Source organism: Bifidobacterium scaligerum (genome assembly GCF_002802865.1).
GTDB classification, from domain to species: Bacteria; Actinomycetota; Actinomycetes; order Actinomycetales; family Bifidobacteriaceae; genus Bifidobacterium; species Bifidobacterium scaligerum.
The window spans coordinates 602362-618113 of sequence record NZ_PGLQ01000002.1; the positions used below are offsets into that span (position 1 = coordinate 602362).

The following is a 15752-nucleotide window of genomic DNA, read 5'->3' on the forward strand; positions in this document are numbered from 1 at the left end:
AACCCAAGGAAGTAGAGAGCAATGGAGAAGTTCTTCCATTTGAAGGAGAACAACACGACGGTCTCGACCGAAATTCTGGCCGGCCTGACCACGTTCTTCGCGATGGCGTACATCATCGTCGTCAACCCGCTGATCCTGTCCCAGACCGGCATGCCCTGGGGCGGCGTGTTCCTCGCCACCATCATCGCGGCCATCATCGGCACCCTGGTCATGGGCCTGTTCGCCAACGTGCCATATGCACAGGCTGCCGGCATGGGCCTCAACGCATTCTTCACCTACACGGTGTGCTTCGGCCTGGGCTTCACTTGGCAGCAGACCATGTGCATGGTGTTCCTGTGCGGTCTGATCAACATCATCATCACCGTCACCAAGATCCGTAAGATGATCATCATGGCCATCCCCGAGGTGCTGCAGCAGGCCATCGGCGGCGGCATCGGCCTGTTCGTGGCGTACGTGGGCATGCTGAACGTCGGCCTCATCAAGTTCACCCCGGGTGATCCGAAGGCCGCCGCCAAGGGCGGCGCCGTGGCCGCGACCCCGGGTCTCGCCACGTTCAACGACAAGGTGCTGTGGGTCTTCCTCATCGGTCTGGTGCTGGCCATCGTGTTCACTGTGATGAAGGTCAAGGGCGGTCTGCTGCTGGCCATCGCCATCACCACCGTGATCGGCATCCCGTTCGGCGTGACCAACTTCGGCTCCTCCGTCTCCATCTCCGAAACCTTCTCTCAGCTGCCGCAGACCTTCGGCGCCATCTTCAGCGCCGACGGCTTCCCGGCCCTGTTCTCCGACCCGGCCAAGCTGCCGCTGGTCATCGTGACCATCTTCGCCTTCTCGATGTCCGATACGTTCGACACCCTAGGCACCTTCATCGGCACCGGCCGCCGCACCGGCATCTTCTCCGCAGCAGATGAAGCGGCTCTGGAGAATGGCCACGGCTTCTCCTCCAAGATGGATAAGGCGCTGTTCGCCGACTCCATCGCCACCTCCATCGGCGCTATCTGCGGTACCTCCAACACCACGACCTACGTGGAGTCCTCCGCCGGTATTGCCGCAGGTGGCCGCACTGGTCTGACCTCTGTGGTCGTGGCCGTCTGCTTCGCGCTGTCCGCATTCCTGGCCCCGCTGATCTCCGCTGTGCCGTCCGCCGCCACCGCAGGCGTGCTGGTGATCGTGGGCTGCATGATGGCCGCTTCTCTGAAGGAAATCGATTGGGCCAACATCGATGACGCGATTCCGGCGTTCTTCGCAGCCGTGTTCATGGCCTTCTCCTACTCCATCTCCTACGGCATCGCCGGTGGCTTCATCATGTACTGCATCGTGAAGACCTGCAAGGGCAAGGCCAAGGAAGTGCACCCGATCCTGTGGATCGTCTCCGCACTGTTCATCCTGGACTTTGTATGCATGGCGATTCTGTGATGTTCATGGTCGCGAATCACTAACGATTCGCGCTACGGACTGCTACACGGCTGGGCTCCTCAATGAGTCCAGCCTTTTTTGATGCGCAAGAGGTGATTTGAAGGGTTCTGTGTAATTCTGGACTGCCGAGACCGTCAATCCCTGTCTCAGCAGTAACGGCAAACGATTGATTCTGGGATCGGGACAATACGTTGTGCCACAACACCAGTTTTGGACGATTCTGGCGAGTTGTGGCAATGCCCCTCCAACTACGGCAACCATTTTCCGCCGTTGTACTTGCCACAACAGCCATGATTAGGCTGAATGAATCGATTGTGGCAAAAAGAATTGTCACAACCTTGCCAAGCATAGGAAATCCGTAAGTTGTACCACAGCATATTGCCATAACAGCAACATCGAACGATTGATTCCAAGGTTGTGCCAGAGACTGCGCCAAACCGTTGAATCTTCGCACCAACAAACCTCGGAGAGGGACCGCTTGCGAATAAAAGCGACTACCTGCGAATACGGGAAGGTCCCGCATGGAATAACCATACGGGACCTTCTATAGCGATGAACCTTCGAGTTGCACAATTCATGCCGCCCGAAGGAACGGATCAGCCAAAGCGGCCGGAGATGTAGCGCTCGGCTTCGTCGTTCTGCGGGTTGTTGAACATCGTGGTGGTGTCCGCGAAGTACTCAAGGTGACCGGGCTGGCCCACGGCCTTCAGGTTGAAGAAGGCGGTGTAGTCGGCGATACGGGCGGCCTGCTGCATGTTGTGGGTCACGATCACGATGGTGTAATCGCTCTTGAGCTCGTTGATCAGATCTTCGACGGCCAGCGTGGAGATCGGGTCGAGAGCGGAGCACGGCTCATCCATCAGCACGACCTGCGGGTGCACGGCCACAGCGCGTGCAATGCACAGACGCTGCTGCTGACCACCGGAAAGACCGATGCCCGGGTTGTCCAGACGGTCCTTGACCTCGTTCCACAGGTTGGCACCACGCAGGGCCCACTCGACCAGATCGTCGGCGTCGGACTTGCTGATGTGCTTGTTGTTCAGGCGAACACCGGCGAGCACGTTCTCGCGGATGGACATGGTCGGGAACGGGTTCGGGCGCTGGAAAACCATGCCGACGTCACGACGCACGGATACCGGATCCACGTCCTTGTCGTACAGGTTCTTGCCTTCGAGCAGCACCTCACCTTCTACACGAGCACCGGGAATAAGCTCGTGCATACGGTCGAGCGTGCGCAACACGGTGGACTTGCCGCAACCGGATGGACCGATGAAGGCGGTGACCTTGTTGGCCTCGATGTTGATGTTCACATCCTCTACAGCAAGGAAGTCGCCGTAGTAGATGTTCTCGTGGTTGACGTCAATACGTTGTCCCATGATGATTCCTTATTTCTTTGTCTTACGGTTACGGCTTAACGCTCGGTCTTGACGGCGAAGACCTTCGCCACCAGACGGCCGATGAGGTTGAGCACCAGAACCACGATGATCAGCACCAGAGCGGCGGCCCACGCGCGTTCCATCGGAATGGTGGTCACGCAGGTGGCGTCCGCGTTGGCCGGGCAGTTCGCGGAAAGCTTGGAGTACTCCTGATAGACATACACCGGCAGCGTGGTCATCTGCCCGGAGAACAGATTGACGTTCGTGCTGGCGATGAAGCCTGCGGTCATCAGCAACGGTGCGGTTTCGCCAATCACACGCGCGATGGCAAGAATGCAGCCGGAAACGATGCCGGGCAGGGCCGTACGCAACACGATCTTGGTGATGGTGCGCTGCTTGGTGACGCCCAGAGCCAACGACGCCTCACGCAGGTCGTTCGGCACGATTTTCAGCATCTCTTCGCAGGACTTGACCACAGTCGGCAGCATCAGCAGCGAGAGTGCCACGGAACCCTCAAAACCGTTGATGGTACCGGGACCGAACGCGATGGTGAACATCGAGAACGCGAACAGACCTGCGACGATGGATGGAATACCACTCATCACATCGACCAGCAGGGAGATGGTCATGGCCAGCTTGCCGCCATGCGCATATTCGACCAGATACACGGCGCACATCACACCGATCGGAATGGAGATCAGCATGGCGCCACCCGTGATCTCCAATGTGCCGATGATGGCGTGGAGCACGCCGCCGTAACCGCCGGACGGGGTCTGGTTGCCACCGATCACGCCGGTCATGTTGTAGGTCAGGAAATTGAGGTTGAGTCGCTTGATGCCGTTTTTGATGGTGGTATACAGTACGGAGATCAGCGGAAGGCAGGCGATGACGAAGGCCAGGGCGATCAGTCCTGCCATGAACAGGTCCTTGGCCTTACGACGCTTTTCGGTGCTGGGCTTGACACGGAACTTGTCGAAGTCGATAACGGGCGCACCGTCCAGATTGCTCTTTGGCGCTTGAGCTTGTGCTTCAGTCATCATGCACTCGCTTTCTCGGTGATCTTACGGGCGACGAAGTTCACGACGAAGGTGATGAGGAACAGGATCAAACCGGTTCCGATCAGCACGGATACGCCGAGGTCGTCAGCTTCCGGATACTGCGCGGCGATGTTGGACGCAATGGCGTTGCTCTGCGAAGCCTGCAGAATCTTGAAGGAGTAGCCGGTGACGCTCGGGGAGAGAATCATCAAGACAGCCATCGTCTCGCCCAACGCACGGCCCAAAGCCAGCATGGAAGCGGAAACGATGCCGGACTTACCGAACGGCAGTACGGCAAGCTTGATCATCTCCCATTTGGTGGCACCCAATCCATAGGCGGCTTCCTGCTGCAGGGACGGAGTCTGCAGGAAGATGTCGCGGGACATGGAGGTGATGATCGGCAAGACCATCACGGCCAGCACCACGGCCACGGTAGCTACCGTACGCTGCGGGTTGGCGGCCGGGCCGGCGAACAGCGGGAACCAGCCGAGGTGGTTGGCCACCCAGTTCCAGAACGGGTAAATGGCCGGCACCAGAATCAGACCGCCCCACAGACCGTAGATTACGGAAGGGATGGCGGCGAGCAGATCGATGACGTAGCTTAGCGCAGTGGCGACCTTCTTCGGCGCGTAGTGCGAGATGAACAGTGCGATGCCGATGGATACGAAGAAAGCGATAAGCAACGCCAGCACGGAAATCAGTACCGTACCGAACAGCAACGGCAGCACGTAGCCCCAGAAGCTGGAAACCTTGCCACCGGTGAAGCTGGAGATGGTGGCACTGTTGGCGGCCTGATCGCCACCGATAAGCGGCCATGCGCGGAAGAAGAGGAAGAGGAACACGGCGGCCAGTACGACCAGGATCAGGATGCCACAGGCATAAGCAATGCCTTTGAACACCTTATCCGCCGTTTTGCCGCCGGCCGGCGCCATAACCGCCGGTGTATCTTGCGAACTCACGGATTCTCCTTAGAGGTTGGAACAAGCAACAGTCTGTAGTGGAGCGACACACGCCGTACAAACCATCATGCGTGGCCTCCCGTAGGGCGCATATGCCCTGACCCGCTTTGAGCCGCAGCCGTTATGCTGACGACTGCGGCTCAAAGACTGGCTGCAGAAATCTCCACAGCCGGATATTCAGTTATCGATCACGAGGTCAGGGCCTTGCAGCTATTGCGCCCTCACGCTCACTTGGTCTTGATGGCCTCGATGGACTTGGTGACCTTCTCGGTCAGGCTGGACGGCAGCGGAGCGGAGCCGGCGGCGTCCTGAGCAGCCTTCTGGCCCTCAGCGGAAGTGACGTAGGTCAGCCAAGCCTTGGCGAACGCACCCTGCTTGGCGTCCTTGTAGGCCGGGCACACGATGTCGTAGGAGACCAGCACGATCGGGTAAGCACCGTCGGCAGTGGTGGAGTGGTTGATCTTGACAACCACGCGGTTGTCGCCCTTGGCGGAGTCATCCAGCGGGGAATCCTCGATAACCTTGGAGCCGCCCTCAGCGGAAATCTCGTTGTACTTGTCGCCGACCTTGATGGCGGCGGTGCCGAGATCACCAACCTGGGAGAAGTCAGCGTAACCGATGGTGCCATCGGCCTGCTTGACGGTGGAGATCACGCCGGAAGTGCCCTTGGCGCCCTGACCGACCTCGTTCGGCCAGTTCTCAGACAGGTCGTAGGTCCATGCGTCCGGAGCCGCATCCTTGAAGTAGGAGACGAAGTTCTGAGTGGTGCCGGACTTATCGGAACGGTGCACCACAGTGATGGCGGTATCCGGAAGGGTCAGATCCTTGTTCTGATCGGCGATGGCCGGATCGTTCCACTTGGTGATCTTGCCGTCGAAGATCTTGGCGGCGGTAGCGGCATCGAGGTTGATGTGCTTGCCGGCGTCAGACACACCCTTCAGGTTGAAGACGATGGCGATCGGGGAAATGTACACCGGCACGTCGAAGGCCTCGCCCTCGGCGCAAACGGCCTTGGACTTGGCCAGATCATCGTCGGATAGGGCCTTGTCCGAGCCTGCCCAAGCGGTAGCGCCAGTCAGGAAGGTAGTCACGCCTGCACCGGAACCAGTGGGGTTGTAAGCGATCTTGGCGCCATCGTTGGCGGCTTCGAAGCCGGCGATCCATGCTTCGGTGGCAGCCTGCTGGGAGGTGGCACCGGCACCCTGATAGTTGCCAGTGACCGGAGCGGTCTTGGAGGCGTCGGTGGAAGTGGAAGAGCTGGAAGTGGAGGCAGTGTTGTCGCCGCAGGCAGCGACAGTGGCGAGCATCGCGATGCCGGACAGAGCGGCAAGGGAGCGAACGAAAATGTTCTTCTGCATGATTGTTTCTTATTCCCTCTATCAATTAAACACGGGCTAGATTATGAAGCCCGGTCAACTCATGACATCTACAAGCGTATGGGCGATTGAACGGACTGAGAGACGAAATCAGTAAACGGAAGATGAACACTTGCTAATGAATACGACTACGTCCGCACTACGTAGTTTGGGAGACGGTCGATCCAGCTGTCGTAACGCTTGTCCGGCCGCGCTCGCCGTATTCATCTGGATTCGCCGAAGGAAGGAACGACGACAAAGGGCGGCCCACCAGGGCCGCCCTCGCATTGTCCTATTTGTCCTATATCGCGTCCGATTTCACTCGGCAGGCGTATCGATTTTGTATCCAAGGCCGCGCACGGTGGTCAGATACTTGGGATGCGCCGGATCCTCCTCGATTTTGGAGCGCACGCGCTTGACGTGTACGTCGAGGGTTTTGGTGTCGCCCACATAATCGGAGCCCCAGATGCGGTCGATCAGCTGGTGTCGGGTCATGACACGGCCCTTGTTCTGCATCAGGTATTCCAACAGCTCGAATTCCTTCAGCGGGAAGAACACGGTTTCACCTCGCACGGTGACCTGATGCTGACCCACCTGCATGGAGATATCGCCACACACCAATGGAATATCGTCGTCCACCGAACCAGGTGCTTCTGCGGAAGCCTGATTGCGGCGCATTACCGCACGAATGCGGGCGAGCAGCTCACGGAACGAGTACGGCTTGGTCACGTAATCGTCCGCACCGATCTCCAGACCCACCACCTTGTCGATTTCAGCGGATTTCGCCGTAAGCATGATGATCGGCACACGGCTCTGTTCACGAATACGACGGCACAAGGCAGTGCCATCGATGCCGGGCAGCATCAAATCGAGCAGCACCAAGTCGATACCGCCCTTGGTGAACAGCTCCAATCCTTCTTCGCCGGTAGCCGCAGCAGACACGTCATACCCCTCACGTGTAAGCTGGTATACCAACGGTTCACGATAGGATTCCTCGTCTTCCACGATGAGAATACGTGTCATGCTGGCCTTTCTTGGGTATGTGCCCGTACGCGACAATACAAAATTTCCTGAATCCATCGTAATCATCCGTTTCCCGTTCGCCTGTTGTTTGCCTGAAGTTGCCTGAAGTACGTAATTTCTTTGCTTCGACTACACAGGTAGGTTATGGCCGAGGCGAGATTGAATCAGTCGGTTCAGCAGTGTCGCCCGTGTCATCACTTGCGTTACCGCCGGCGTCTGTCGGTGCCTGAGGCATCTCGATGGTGAACGTGGACCCCTCCCCTTCACGGGACCATACCGAAATCCGTCCACCGTTCTCCTGTACGCAGTGCTTGGTAATGGCCAATCCCAGACCTGAACCGCCGGTGGCACGAGAACGGGCCGGATCAACGCGGTAGAACCGTTCGAAAATACGATCGAGGGACTTTTCCGGGATGCCGATGCCTTGATCGACTACACGAATAATCACCTTGCCATCGTGTTCGCTGACGCCAACAGCCACCGTGGTGTGTTCAGGAGAGTAATGGATGGCGTTCTCCACCAGATTCTTGACGGCGGTACGCATCGCCTCGCGGTCAGCCATGATCATCGGCTCAGACTTGACCGACTCGTTTCCGCCTTTACCTTCTGTGGTCGGAGTTTCAGGCTGTTCCTCATCATCCTCGGATGCCGACACCGGCCGGCCGTTAACGCTCAACCGAATATCCACATGCCGCGCTTCGGCCTGCACATGATTTTCGGCGATGGCGGCACGCGCCACGTCCACCGCGGACAAGCGTTCAACATCCATCACCCCCTGCGAGGCCTGCGCACGCTGCAAATCGATGAGGTGTTGCACCAATTCGGTCAATCGCTTGGATTCCTTGGTCACACGGCCGGCGAAATACCGCACGGCATCCGGATCGTCGGCCGCATCTCCGATGGTTTCGGCAAGCAGGGCAATGGCCCCGGCCGGAGTCTTCAGCTCGTGCGACACATTCGTGACGAAATCACGGCGCACAGCCTCGAAACGACGCTGCTCAGACACATCGGCAATAAGGATGACATACAGATCGTCGCCGATATCGCCTATGCGCACGCGCAAATACAGCGTATTTGAGGGCAACGATTGCCCGGCTTCAATGCCTTTGCCGTCAAGCGGAGGAAAGATGCTGCGCTTCAACGGCAGCTGGACCTCACGCTCACGTACGCCGCCGTCGGCCGCAGCCTGGGTAAGAATATCCTCGATCTCCCGGGAATTGAGGCGTCCGCCCGATATCAACCCCAGTTGCACCGAACCTGGACTGGCATAATGAACCTGCCCGTTGCGATCGGTGACGATCACCGCCTGAGGCATCACCTCAATCAATCGCTGTTCAGTAGGCCGCACAGGCACGTCGTCGCCGAACAGCGAACGTGTGTCTTGATTCTCGGCCGCCATCTCCTGAGCAGCCGTCCGCCCGGCTGCGCGGCCCTTGTTGTAGGCGATGAGCGCGGCCCACGCCACAACAAGCACGGCGAGCGCCGTCAATACCACGATCTTCCAGATACTCATGATTCTCAAGAGTAGAACGCGGAGTATGTAGCATCACTGTGGAACTACGTAAGTTCGCCTATTGTTCATTTTTGCCTGACGCTCATTGCTCATATACGACGAATGGCCCTCCTCGGGTGAGGAGAGCCATTCGACTGTGTCAAGTTATCAAGTCGCGCCTTATCAATCGCGCATCGCTGACAACTCTATGCTCTATGCCTTGCGTTCGGCTGAGAGCTCGCGGATCGCATCACAGCTCGTAATCCTTGTCCTTGCTTTCCTTGATCAGGAACAGCGCAAGCAGGGCGAGGGCGGCCATGATGGCCATGTACCAGCCCACACCGGCCACGCCGAACTTGGAGGAAACCAGGGCCTGGGCGATGGTCGGGGCGAATGCGCCACCGAAGATGGCGGCGAGGTTGTAGCTCAAGCCAGCGCCGGAGTAGCGCACGTGCACCGGGAAGAGCTCAGGCAGGTAGGCGCCGCATGGTCCGAACAGACCGCCCATGAGCACGAAGCCGACGCACAGGAAGATCATGATGTGCGCTGCGGAATGCACGAGCAGCAGCGGGGTGAAGAAGCTGAAGATCAACGTGCCGGCGGTCACCAGCATGAGCACCTTCTTACGGCCCACCTTGTCGGCGTAGACGCAGGAGACGATAATGAAGATGGCGAAGAAGACCACGGAGGTCATCTGCATGAGCAGGTACTCGCCCTGGGTGAACTTCAGGCCCTTGACGCCGTATGCGAGGGACCAAGTGCCGAGCACGTAGAACAGCGTGTAGGTGATGCCCATGGCAACAGTGCCGAGGATGACTTCCTTGGTGTACGGCAGCAGGTCACGCAGCGGGTGCTTGGAGGTGCGCTTCTCCTCGGAGGCCTTGCGGAACACCGGGGTCTCGGACATGCGGGCACGCACGTACAGGCCGATGATCACCAGCACGGCGGAGCACAGGAACGGGATGCGCCAACCGAAAGCCACCATCTGCTCCTGGCTCAAGTTGGATTCGAGCAGCAGGTTCAGGCCGTAGGCGCAGAAGAAGCCGATCGGAGCGCCGAGGTTCGGGAAGGAACCGTAGAGAGCACGCTTGTCGGCCGGAGCGTTCTCGGTGGCGACCAGTGCGGCGCCGGACCATTCGCCGGCGAGACCCACGCCCTGGCAGGCGCGGCAGATGCACAGGATCACCACGGACCAAGCACCGATCTGGTCATAGCCCGGCAGGCAGCCGACCAGGAAGGTGGCGATGCCCATGGTCATCAGGGCGATCACCAGGGTCTTCTTACGGCCCATCTTGTCACCGAAGTGGCCGAACAGCATAGAGCCGAACGGACGGGCCAGGAAGGAGACGGCGAAGGTGACGAATGCCATCAGTGTGGCCAGCGCCTGATTGGACTTGGCGACTTCGATGAAGAACACCATACCGAAGTAGCTGGCGGCTGCGATGGAGTAGCAGTAGTTATCGTAGAATTCGATGGCCGTACCGACCATGGAGGCGGCGATGATCTCAGGAACCGAATCCTTCTTCACCGTTTTCGTCATCGCCGCAGTTGCGCTTGCAGACATGTTCTTTCTTCCCCTCATGCTGCGCGTATTCCGCCTCATTCATGCGGAAATCCGTATTCATTGAAAAAATGAAGCACAACGACCGGCATGCAGAGGAAGGGTGGTATGGCTTGTGGCCCCAGCGACATCCCCCACACATCGCTGTGCCTGACGCATGAGTATGGCGCAAGCGACGGTGGAGGTGGCGGGAACGCTCACATAGTGAACATCGCATCTATGAAACGGACAGTAGCTACAGCCGCTTCACGATATCCACGGCCAGACAGGCGGCGGTATCGGCGTACTCGGAAATATCGAACTCCTTGAACACCTCATAGTCGGTGTCTGCGTTGTCGGAAAGCGCACGGATCACCAAGACCGGCACTTCGTTGCGAGCGGCCACCTGAGCCACCGCAGCACCTTCCATCTCCACGGCATCCGCGCCGGTCAAGCGAATAACCTCTTCGACCTTTTCCCGAGTGTCTACGAAATAGTTACCCGAGGCGATAATGCCGGTGATATGGGTGATGCCGGCGGCGGAAAGCGCCTGATCGGCCACGTCGAGCAGTCGGTCGTCGGAGTGGAATTCAGTGACGGGCTCTTGGGCAGTACCCGGCTTCCACTGCCCCACCAGACGCATATCGGTGTCGAGATAGCGCAGCGTGCCGCCGAGCACCACATCGTTGATATGCAGGTGGGTGTTGAGGTTACCGGCGATGCCGGAGAAAATCACGGCATCCGGAGCGAACTCGCTGATCAGCAGCTGCGTGGTTGCGGCCGCGTTCACCAATCCCATGCCGCCCACAGTGGCGACCACCTTGATCACATGAGCGCCAAAGGAATCCACCGTGCCGGAGACGATGTCGAGACTGCCTTTGGCGATGTGGGTGACATGTGTGAGCGAACCGGCGATCAACGCCACTTCCTCATCCAGCGCGCCGATGATCGCAACGGTTTTCATACCCATAATGGTTCCTTTCGCGAAAGAGGTAGCAGATGTCCCGCCGTCCAATCCGGCAGGGGCATCGCTGAAATCGTTTACTTCCAGCGGCGAGTGGCCACAGCTTCGGCAAGCTCGCGCAACAACGACTCAGTGTCGGGCCAAGAGATGCATTTGTCGGTAATGGACTTGCCGTAGACCAGCTGATCGAGCGGCGCGGCCTTTTGATTGCCTCCCTCGATGAAGCTTTCCATCATCACACCGGTGATCCCCTGCTCCCCCGATGCGATACGCGCGGCGATGTCGCGCACCACCTCGGCCTGACGATGCTCATCCTTGCCGGAGTTGCCGTGCGAACAATCCACGATCAATCCATGGGCGGCAGCGGATTCCTGCGGCATCAGCGTACGGATCGTCTCCAGCGCTTCACTGACCGAAGCGGCGTCATAGTTCGGGCCATGGCTCGAACCACGCAGGACCACATGACAGTCCGGGTTACCGAGCGTTTTGACCACGGCGGCACGACCCATGTGGTCGATGCCGAAGAACGTATGCTGCTGGGCGGCGGCAAAACAGGAGTCGGTCGGCGCCTTGATGGAGCCGTCGGTGGCGTTTTTGAAACCGATCGGCATCGACAGGCCGCTGGCCAGCTGACGATGCACCTGACTTTCGGTGTTGCGCGCACCGATGGCGCCCCAGCTCACCGCGTCGGCGATGAACTGCGGACTGGTGGGTTCCAGGAATTCGGTGGCGGCAGCCAAACCGGTACCCAGTACATCAAGCAACGTCTTGCGGGCCAACAGCAGACCCTTCTTGATATTGCAGGAGCCGTCGATATCCGGGTCGTTGATCAGACCCTTCCAGCCGACCGTAGTACGCGGCTTTTCGAAATAGACACGCATGACGATCAGCAGTTCACCGCCGAGCTCATCCTTCAGCTTGGCGAGACGACGGGCATAGTCCAGTGCCGCTTTCGGATCATGGACCGAGCAGGGGCCGACGATCACCAGCAGGCGATCATCCTGGCCGTACAGGCAAGCGCGAATCTCATCGCGTGAATAAGCCACGATCTCCTGTGCTTCAGGCGTCAGCGGCTGATCAGCCAACACCTGTGCCGGGGTGGGCAGTACCTCGAATTCCAGCACACGACGATTGACGATGCGACTGATACCGACCTGATCCTCCCAGCGCGGCACATCCGTGGCGATAAGCGGGTTCTTGCCCTCTTCCATCGCCTCACGAATAGCCTTGAGGTCCTCCGGGCGGTTCAGCGGCCGCATGTGGGCGTCCTGTTGTTGCATGGTTTGCTCTCCTTGGGAATACTGCTCCCCAAGAATACCCAACAGTGACGGCAAGCGGCACCGACATGCACGATGGCATCCGCCTATGCAGTGTGCAAGCGACTAACGGATGCCGTGCGTCAGACGTCGTATCAGGAACGATTCTCGCCTAGCGCACGACGAGTGGCGACGGCGTCGGCGAGCGTGTGCAACAGCTCGTTGGTACGCTCCCACGGCACGCAGGCGTCGGTCACGGACTGACCATAGACCAGCTGATCGAGCGGTGCCGGCTTTTGATGACCGCCCTTCAGGAAGCTTTCCATCATCACACCGGTGATACCAGGCTCGCCCGCAGCCAAGCGAGCGGCAATCTCCTCGACGACCTCAGCCTCACGGTTCTCATCCTTGCCGCAGTTGCCGTGCGCGGCATCGATGACCAAGCCATGCTCGCTCGGACCGGACGCTTTGGAGGCTCGCAAGGCTTCCAGCGCTTCGCGAACGGATTCGGCATCGTAGTTCGGGCCCGAACTGGAGCCTCGCAGTACCAGATGGCAGTCCGGGTTGCCTTTGGTTTCGGCGGAAATCACACGACCGTCCAGATTGATGGACAGGAAGTGGTGCTCGAAAGCGGACGTATAGCAGGAGTCCGCGGCGGCCTTGATGGAGCCGTCGGTGGAGTTCTTGAAGCCCACCGGCATCGACAGGCCGCTGGCCAGCTCGCGGTGCACCTGGCTTTCGGTGTTGCGCGCACCGATGGCACCCCAGCTGATGGCATCGCAAATGTACTGCGGCGTGATCGGATCAAGCCATTCGGTAGCAGCGGGCAGGCCGAGGCTCAGCACATCGGTCAGCACCTTACGGGCCAGCCACATGCCTTTGCGGATGTTGAAGCGGCCATCGAGATCGGGATCGTTGATCAGGCCCTTCCAACCGATCGTGGTGCGTGGCTTTTCGAAGTAGACGCGCATGACGATGACCAGACGGTCTTCCAGTTCGCGCTTGACGGCAGCCAGCTTTTCGGCATACTCATGCGCGGCTTTCGGATCGTGAATCGAGCAGGGGCCTACGATTACCAGCAGTCGGTCATCGCGACCGTTGAGCACGTCGCGAATCTCCTGACGCGAGTGGAGCACCAGTTCACTCATCGCATCGGTCAGCGGCTGCTCTTTCAGGAACGCGCGCGGCGCAGGAATCGGGTCAAGCTGACGGATGTTGATATCGACCGTCTCCGGAAAGACGGCCTGCTCCCCCAAACGACGTTCGTCCTCGGAACTATCCGGACCACGAAGTGCTGCCATGCCGACTCTCCTCTCTTGCCTTGACGTATCGGTACGCATACAAAGGCGATAGTTTACCTATGGATAGCGGGATATGGAAACCACCCGGCCGTTTTGTGGACGCCCTCGCGGGTGGGTAATGGGTGCCAGCCGGAAGCAATGTTGACTGACTATGGATGAGTCATGTCAACCATTAACGATAGCGGTAATACCGCCGTAAAACTAACTTGTGAGAAGATTACTTTCCAATAGAGCAGGCGGTGGTGTCGGTAGTGATACCAGAATCGGCCCAGCCCATCGGCGTCTGGTCGATGGTCAGGTCGGAGACGGCCTTGGTGGAGGTGGTCACATCGAAGGAGTAGGTGACGGACTCGCCGGGGGCTATGTTGGCGATGCTGGCATACACTGTCTTGCCATTCAGACTTTCCTGACGGCTGTCGGTCACCGAACCGCCGGAAGTTTGCAAATTTGTTAGGCTACCGCCGGCTGGGGCATAGATGAGCGTCTTTTCCACGCCTTTGCCATATTGATCCTGATTTACACCACGAATGTAATTGGGAAGCGACCAAACCTGATCATCGGTCAGCACATTGGTCATCGTGTATTCCACATGGTAGGTCTGCGAGCCATCACCATTGCAATTGGAACGCGTGATTTTGGAAGTACGGTGGATATACCAACCCATCTTTGATGGACTCTGCTCCGTGATATACACGCCCACTTGCGGATGTTCCTCACTGCTTGGTGTCTGCGCGGTGAATCCGGCATCATTGATGGTTTTCTGCACCGTCTCATCGAACGAGTACATCGAGAAATGCCGCCCTTGGGCCATGCTGCCCATGAGTTGGGCCACCTTGGTCAGACGGGTCAGATCAATGTTGGAGAACATGCTGCCTACCGTCTGCTCGGCCACCTGCTGGAAATAGTAGTCCGTCACCGTAGAATCATAATCGATATACACCGTATTCAACAGGAACTCGGCGGTGTTGCTACCATCCAGTACACGCCCATCAGTCAGGGTGATGTTGCCGCTGATATTGGTGAGCTCTTGCAGGAACACCGGATCCACCAACAGCACACCATCCAGCTGAGTCTCGGCACCCCACGGCGTGCGTTGCCAGATGGCGCGCATGCCTTCGGCAGTGCGGGAGGTGTCCGGATAGGCAGCCAAATCACGCACGTCGAAGGACATATGCAGCGGTCCCCATGTGGTGAAAATACGACTCTCGTCACTGGTGGGATCACCTGAGCCATATGGCACGTATTCAGTGTTAGATCGGAAGTCGCCAATGCTGATCTTGCCGTTATCCGTAGTGACCAGTCCCACAGAACCGATCAGACCACCGGAGGAACGTTCCTCAGACGTGGTCATGGCCATCAGCGCATAGTGACGAGGTTCGCCGGAACCGAGGAAGTCCGGCAGAATCTGGAAGGTTTTGGACATCTGATCGATGGCATCCGCCATCTCGGTAAGTTTCGTGTTGCCTTGCTCATAGGCGCTCTTCACCATATCAATGTGAGCCGTAGGCAGGTCGCGGTAGCGCTGTACCTGCTTCTGGAGCGACGTATTCGCCGCCGTGATGTTCTTCTGCGCTTCGAGAATGGGCTGCAGGTTGAGCTGTCCGTCGCCGGAGGTCAGCTGCGAGTTCTTCAACGTGTTCAGCGTGTCCATGAACTGTGGCACCGAATCGCTGACCAGTGAATCCACCACGGAGGTCATGCCCTGTACGGTGGTGATGTCGTCGCCATATACCGGCAGCTTCGACGCCAGATTCCAGAGGCTGCCATGCGTGATATCGTTCGCGGCGGAAGTCTCAACTTGCGCCTTAGTAACCTGCTGGCTGACCGCGTCGATGTTGTTGAGATTACTCAGATCGGATACCTGCCCGAGCAGCTGCATCGCCTGTTCTTCATGCGCCTTGACCTGCTTGGCCTCGTTGTAGAGCTTCCAGCCGCAGCCACCGACCACAGCCAGCACCAGCACGAGCAGCGCCAGAATCGATACCACCCACGGCCATACACGATGCCTGTTGTGTCGTACCACCGCCATATGA

General features: G+C 58.6%; 12 protein-coding genes. 1 reads left to right on the forward strand and 11 read right to left on the reverse strand.

The window, feature by feature from the left end:
• Positions 1-21 precede the first annotated feature (21 nt).
• On the forward strand, positions 22-1416 hold the full coding sequence (locus CUU80_RS05705) for an NCS2 family permease (RefSeq protein ID WP_100496344.1): 1395 nt from the start codon (positions 22-24) through the stop codon (positions 1414-1416).
• A gap of 596 nt (positions 1417-2012) precedes the next feature.
• Here the strand turns inward: CUU80_RS05705 and pstB are convergent.
• The 11 genes from pstB to CUU80_RS05760 form a co-directional block, all read right to left on the reverse strand.
• A complete protein-coding gene (gene pstB / locus CUU80_RS05710; RefSeq protein WP_100496345.1) occupies positions 2013-2792 on the reverse strand; it encodes a phosphate ABC transporter ATP-binding protein PstB in 780 nt (259 codons plus the stop codon).
• 35 nt (positions 2793-2827) lie between these two features.
• Entirely contained in the window at positions 2828-3832 is a 1005-nt protein-coding gene (gene pstA, locus CUU80_RS05715; RefSeq protein WP_165775842.1) for a phosphate ABC transporter permease PstA, read from the reverse strand.
• A complete protein-coding gene (pstC, locus tag CUU80_RS05720) occupies positions 3829-4788 on the reverse strand; it encodes a phosphate ABC transporter permease subunit PstC (RefSeq protein ID WP_100496346.1) in 960 nt (319 codons plus the stop codon). Before pstC ends, pstA begins: the two co-directional genes overlap by 4 nt.
• 227 nt (positions 4789-5015) lie before the next feature.
• Positions 5016-6146, reverse strand: coding sequence for a phosphate ABC transporter substrate-binding protein PstS (gene pstS / locus CUU80_RS05725; RefSeq protein ID WP_100496347.1), 1131 nt, complete (start codon positions 6144-6146; stop codon positions 5016-5018).
• 315 nt (positions 6147-6461) lie between these two features.
• Positions 6462-7166, reverse strand: a complete 705-nt coding sequence (locus CUU80_RS05730) for a response regulator transcription factor (protein ID WP_165775843.1) — start codon at positions 7164-7166, stop codon at positions 6462-6464.
• Between the two features lie 142 nt (positions 7167-7308).
• Entirely contained in the window at positions 7309-8679 is a 1371-nt protein-coding gene (locus tag CUU80_RS05735) for a sensor histidine kinase (protein ID WP_100496349.1), read from the reverse strand.
• Between the two features lie 229 nt (positions 8680-8908).
• On the reverse strand, positions 8909-10222 hold the full coding sequence (locus tag CUU80_RS05740; protein WP_100496350.1) for an MFS transporter: 1314 nt from the start codon (positions 10220-10222) through the stop codon (positions 8909-8911).
• Positions 10223-10454: 232 nt separating this feature from the next.
• Entirely contained in the window at positions 10455-11168 is a 714-nt protein-coding gene (gene mtnN / locus CUU80_RS05745) for a 5'-methylthioadenosine/S-adenosylhomocysteine nucleosidase (protein ID WP_100496351.1), read from the reverse strand.
• A 71-nt stretch (positions 11169-11239) separates the two neighbouring features.
• Complete coding sequence (locus CUU80_RS05750; RefSeq protein WP_100496352.1) at positions 11240-12442, reverse strand: 3-deoxy-7-phosphoheptulonate synthase; 1203 nt, start codon at positions 12440-12442, stop codon at positions 11240-11242.
• 131 nt (positions 12443-12573) lie between these two features.
• A complete protein-coding gene (locus CUU80_RS05755; protein ID WP_100496353.1) occupies positions 12574-13719 on the reverse strand; it encodes a 3-deoxy-7-phosphoheptulonate synthase in 1146 nt (381 codons plus the stop codon).
• Positions 13720-13936: 217 nt separating this feature from the next.
• Positions 13937-15748 (reverse strand): DUF4012 domain-containing protein, encoded by a 1812-nt coding sequence (locus CUU80_RS05760; RefSeq protein ID WP_243388651.1) that lies wholly within the window; start codon positions 15746-15748, stop codon positions 13937-13939.
• Positions 15749-15752: the final 4 nt, after the last annotated feature.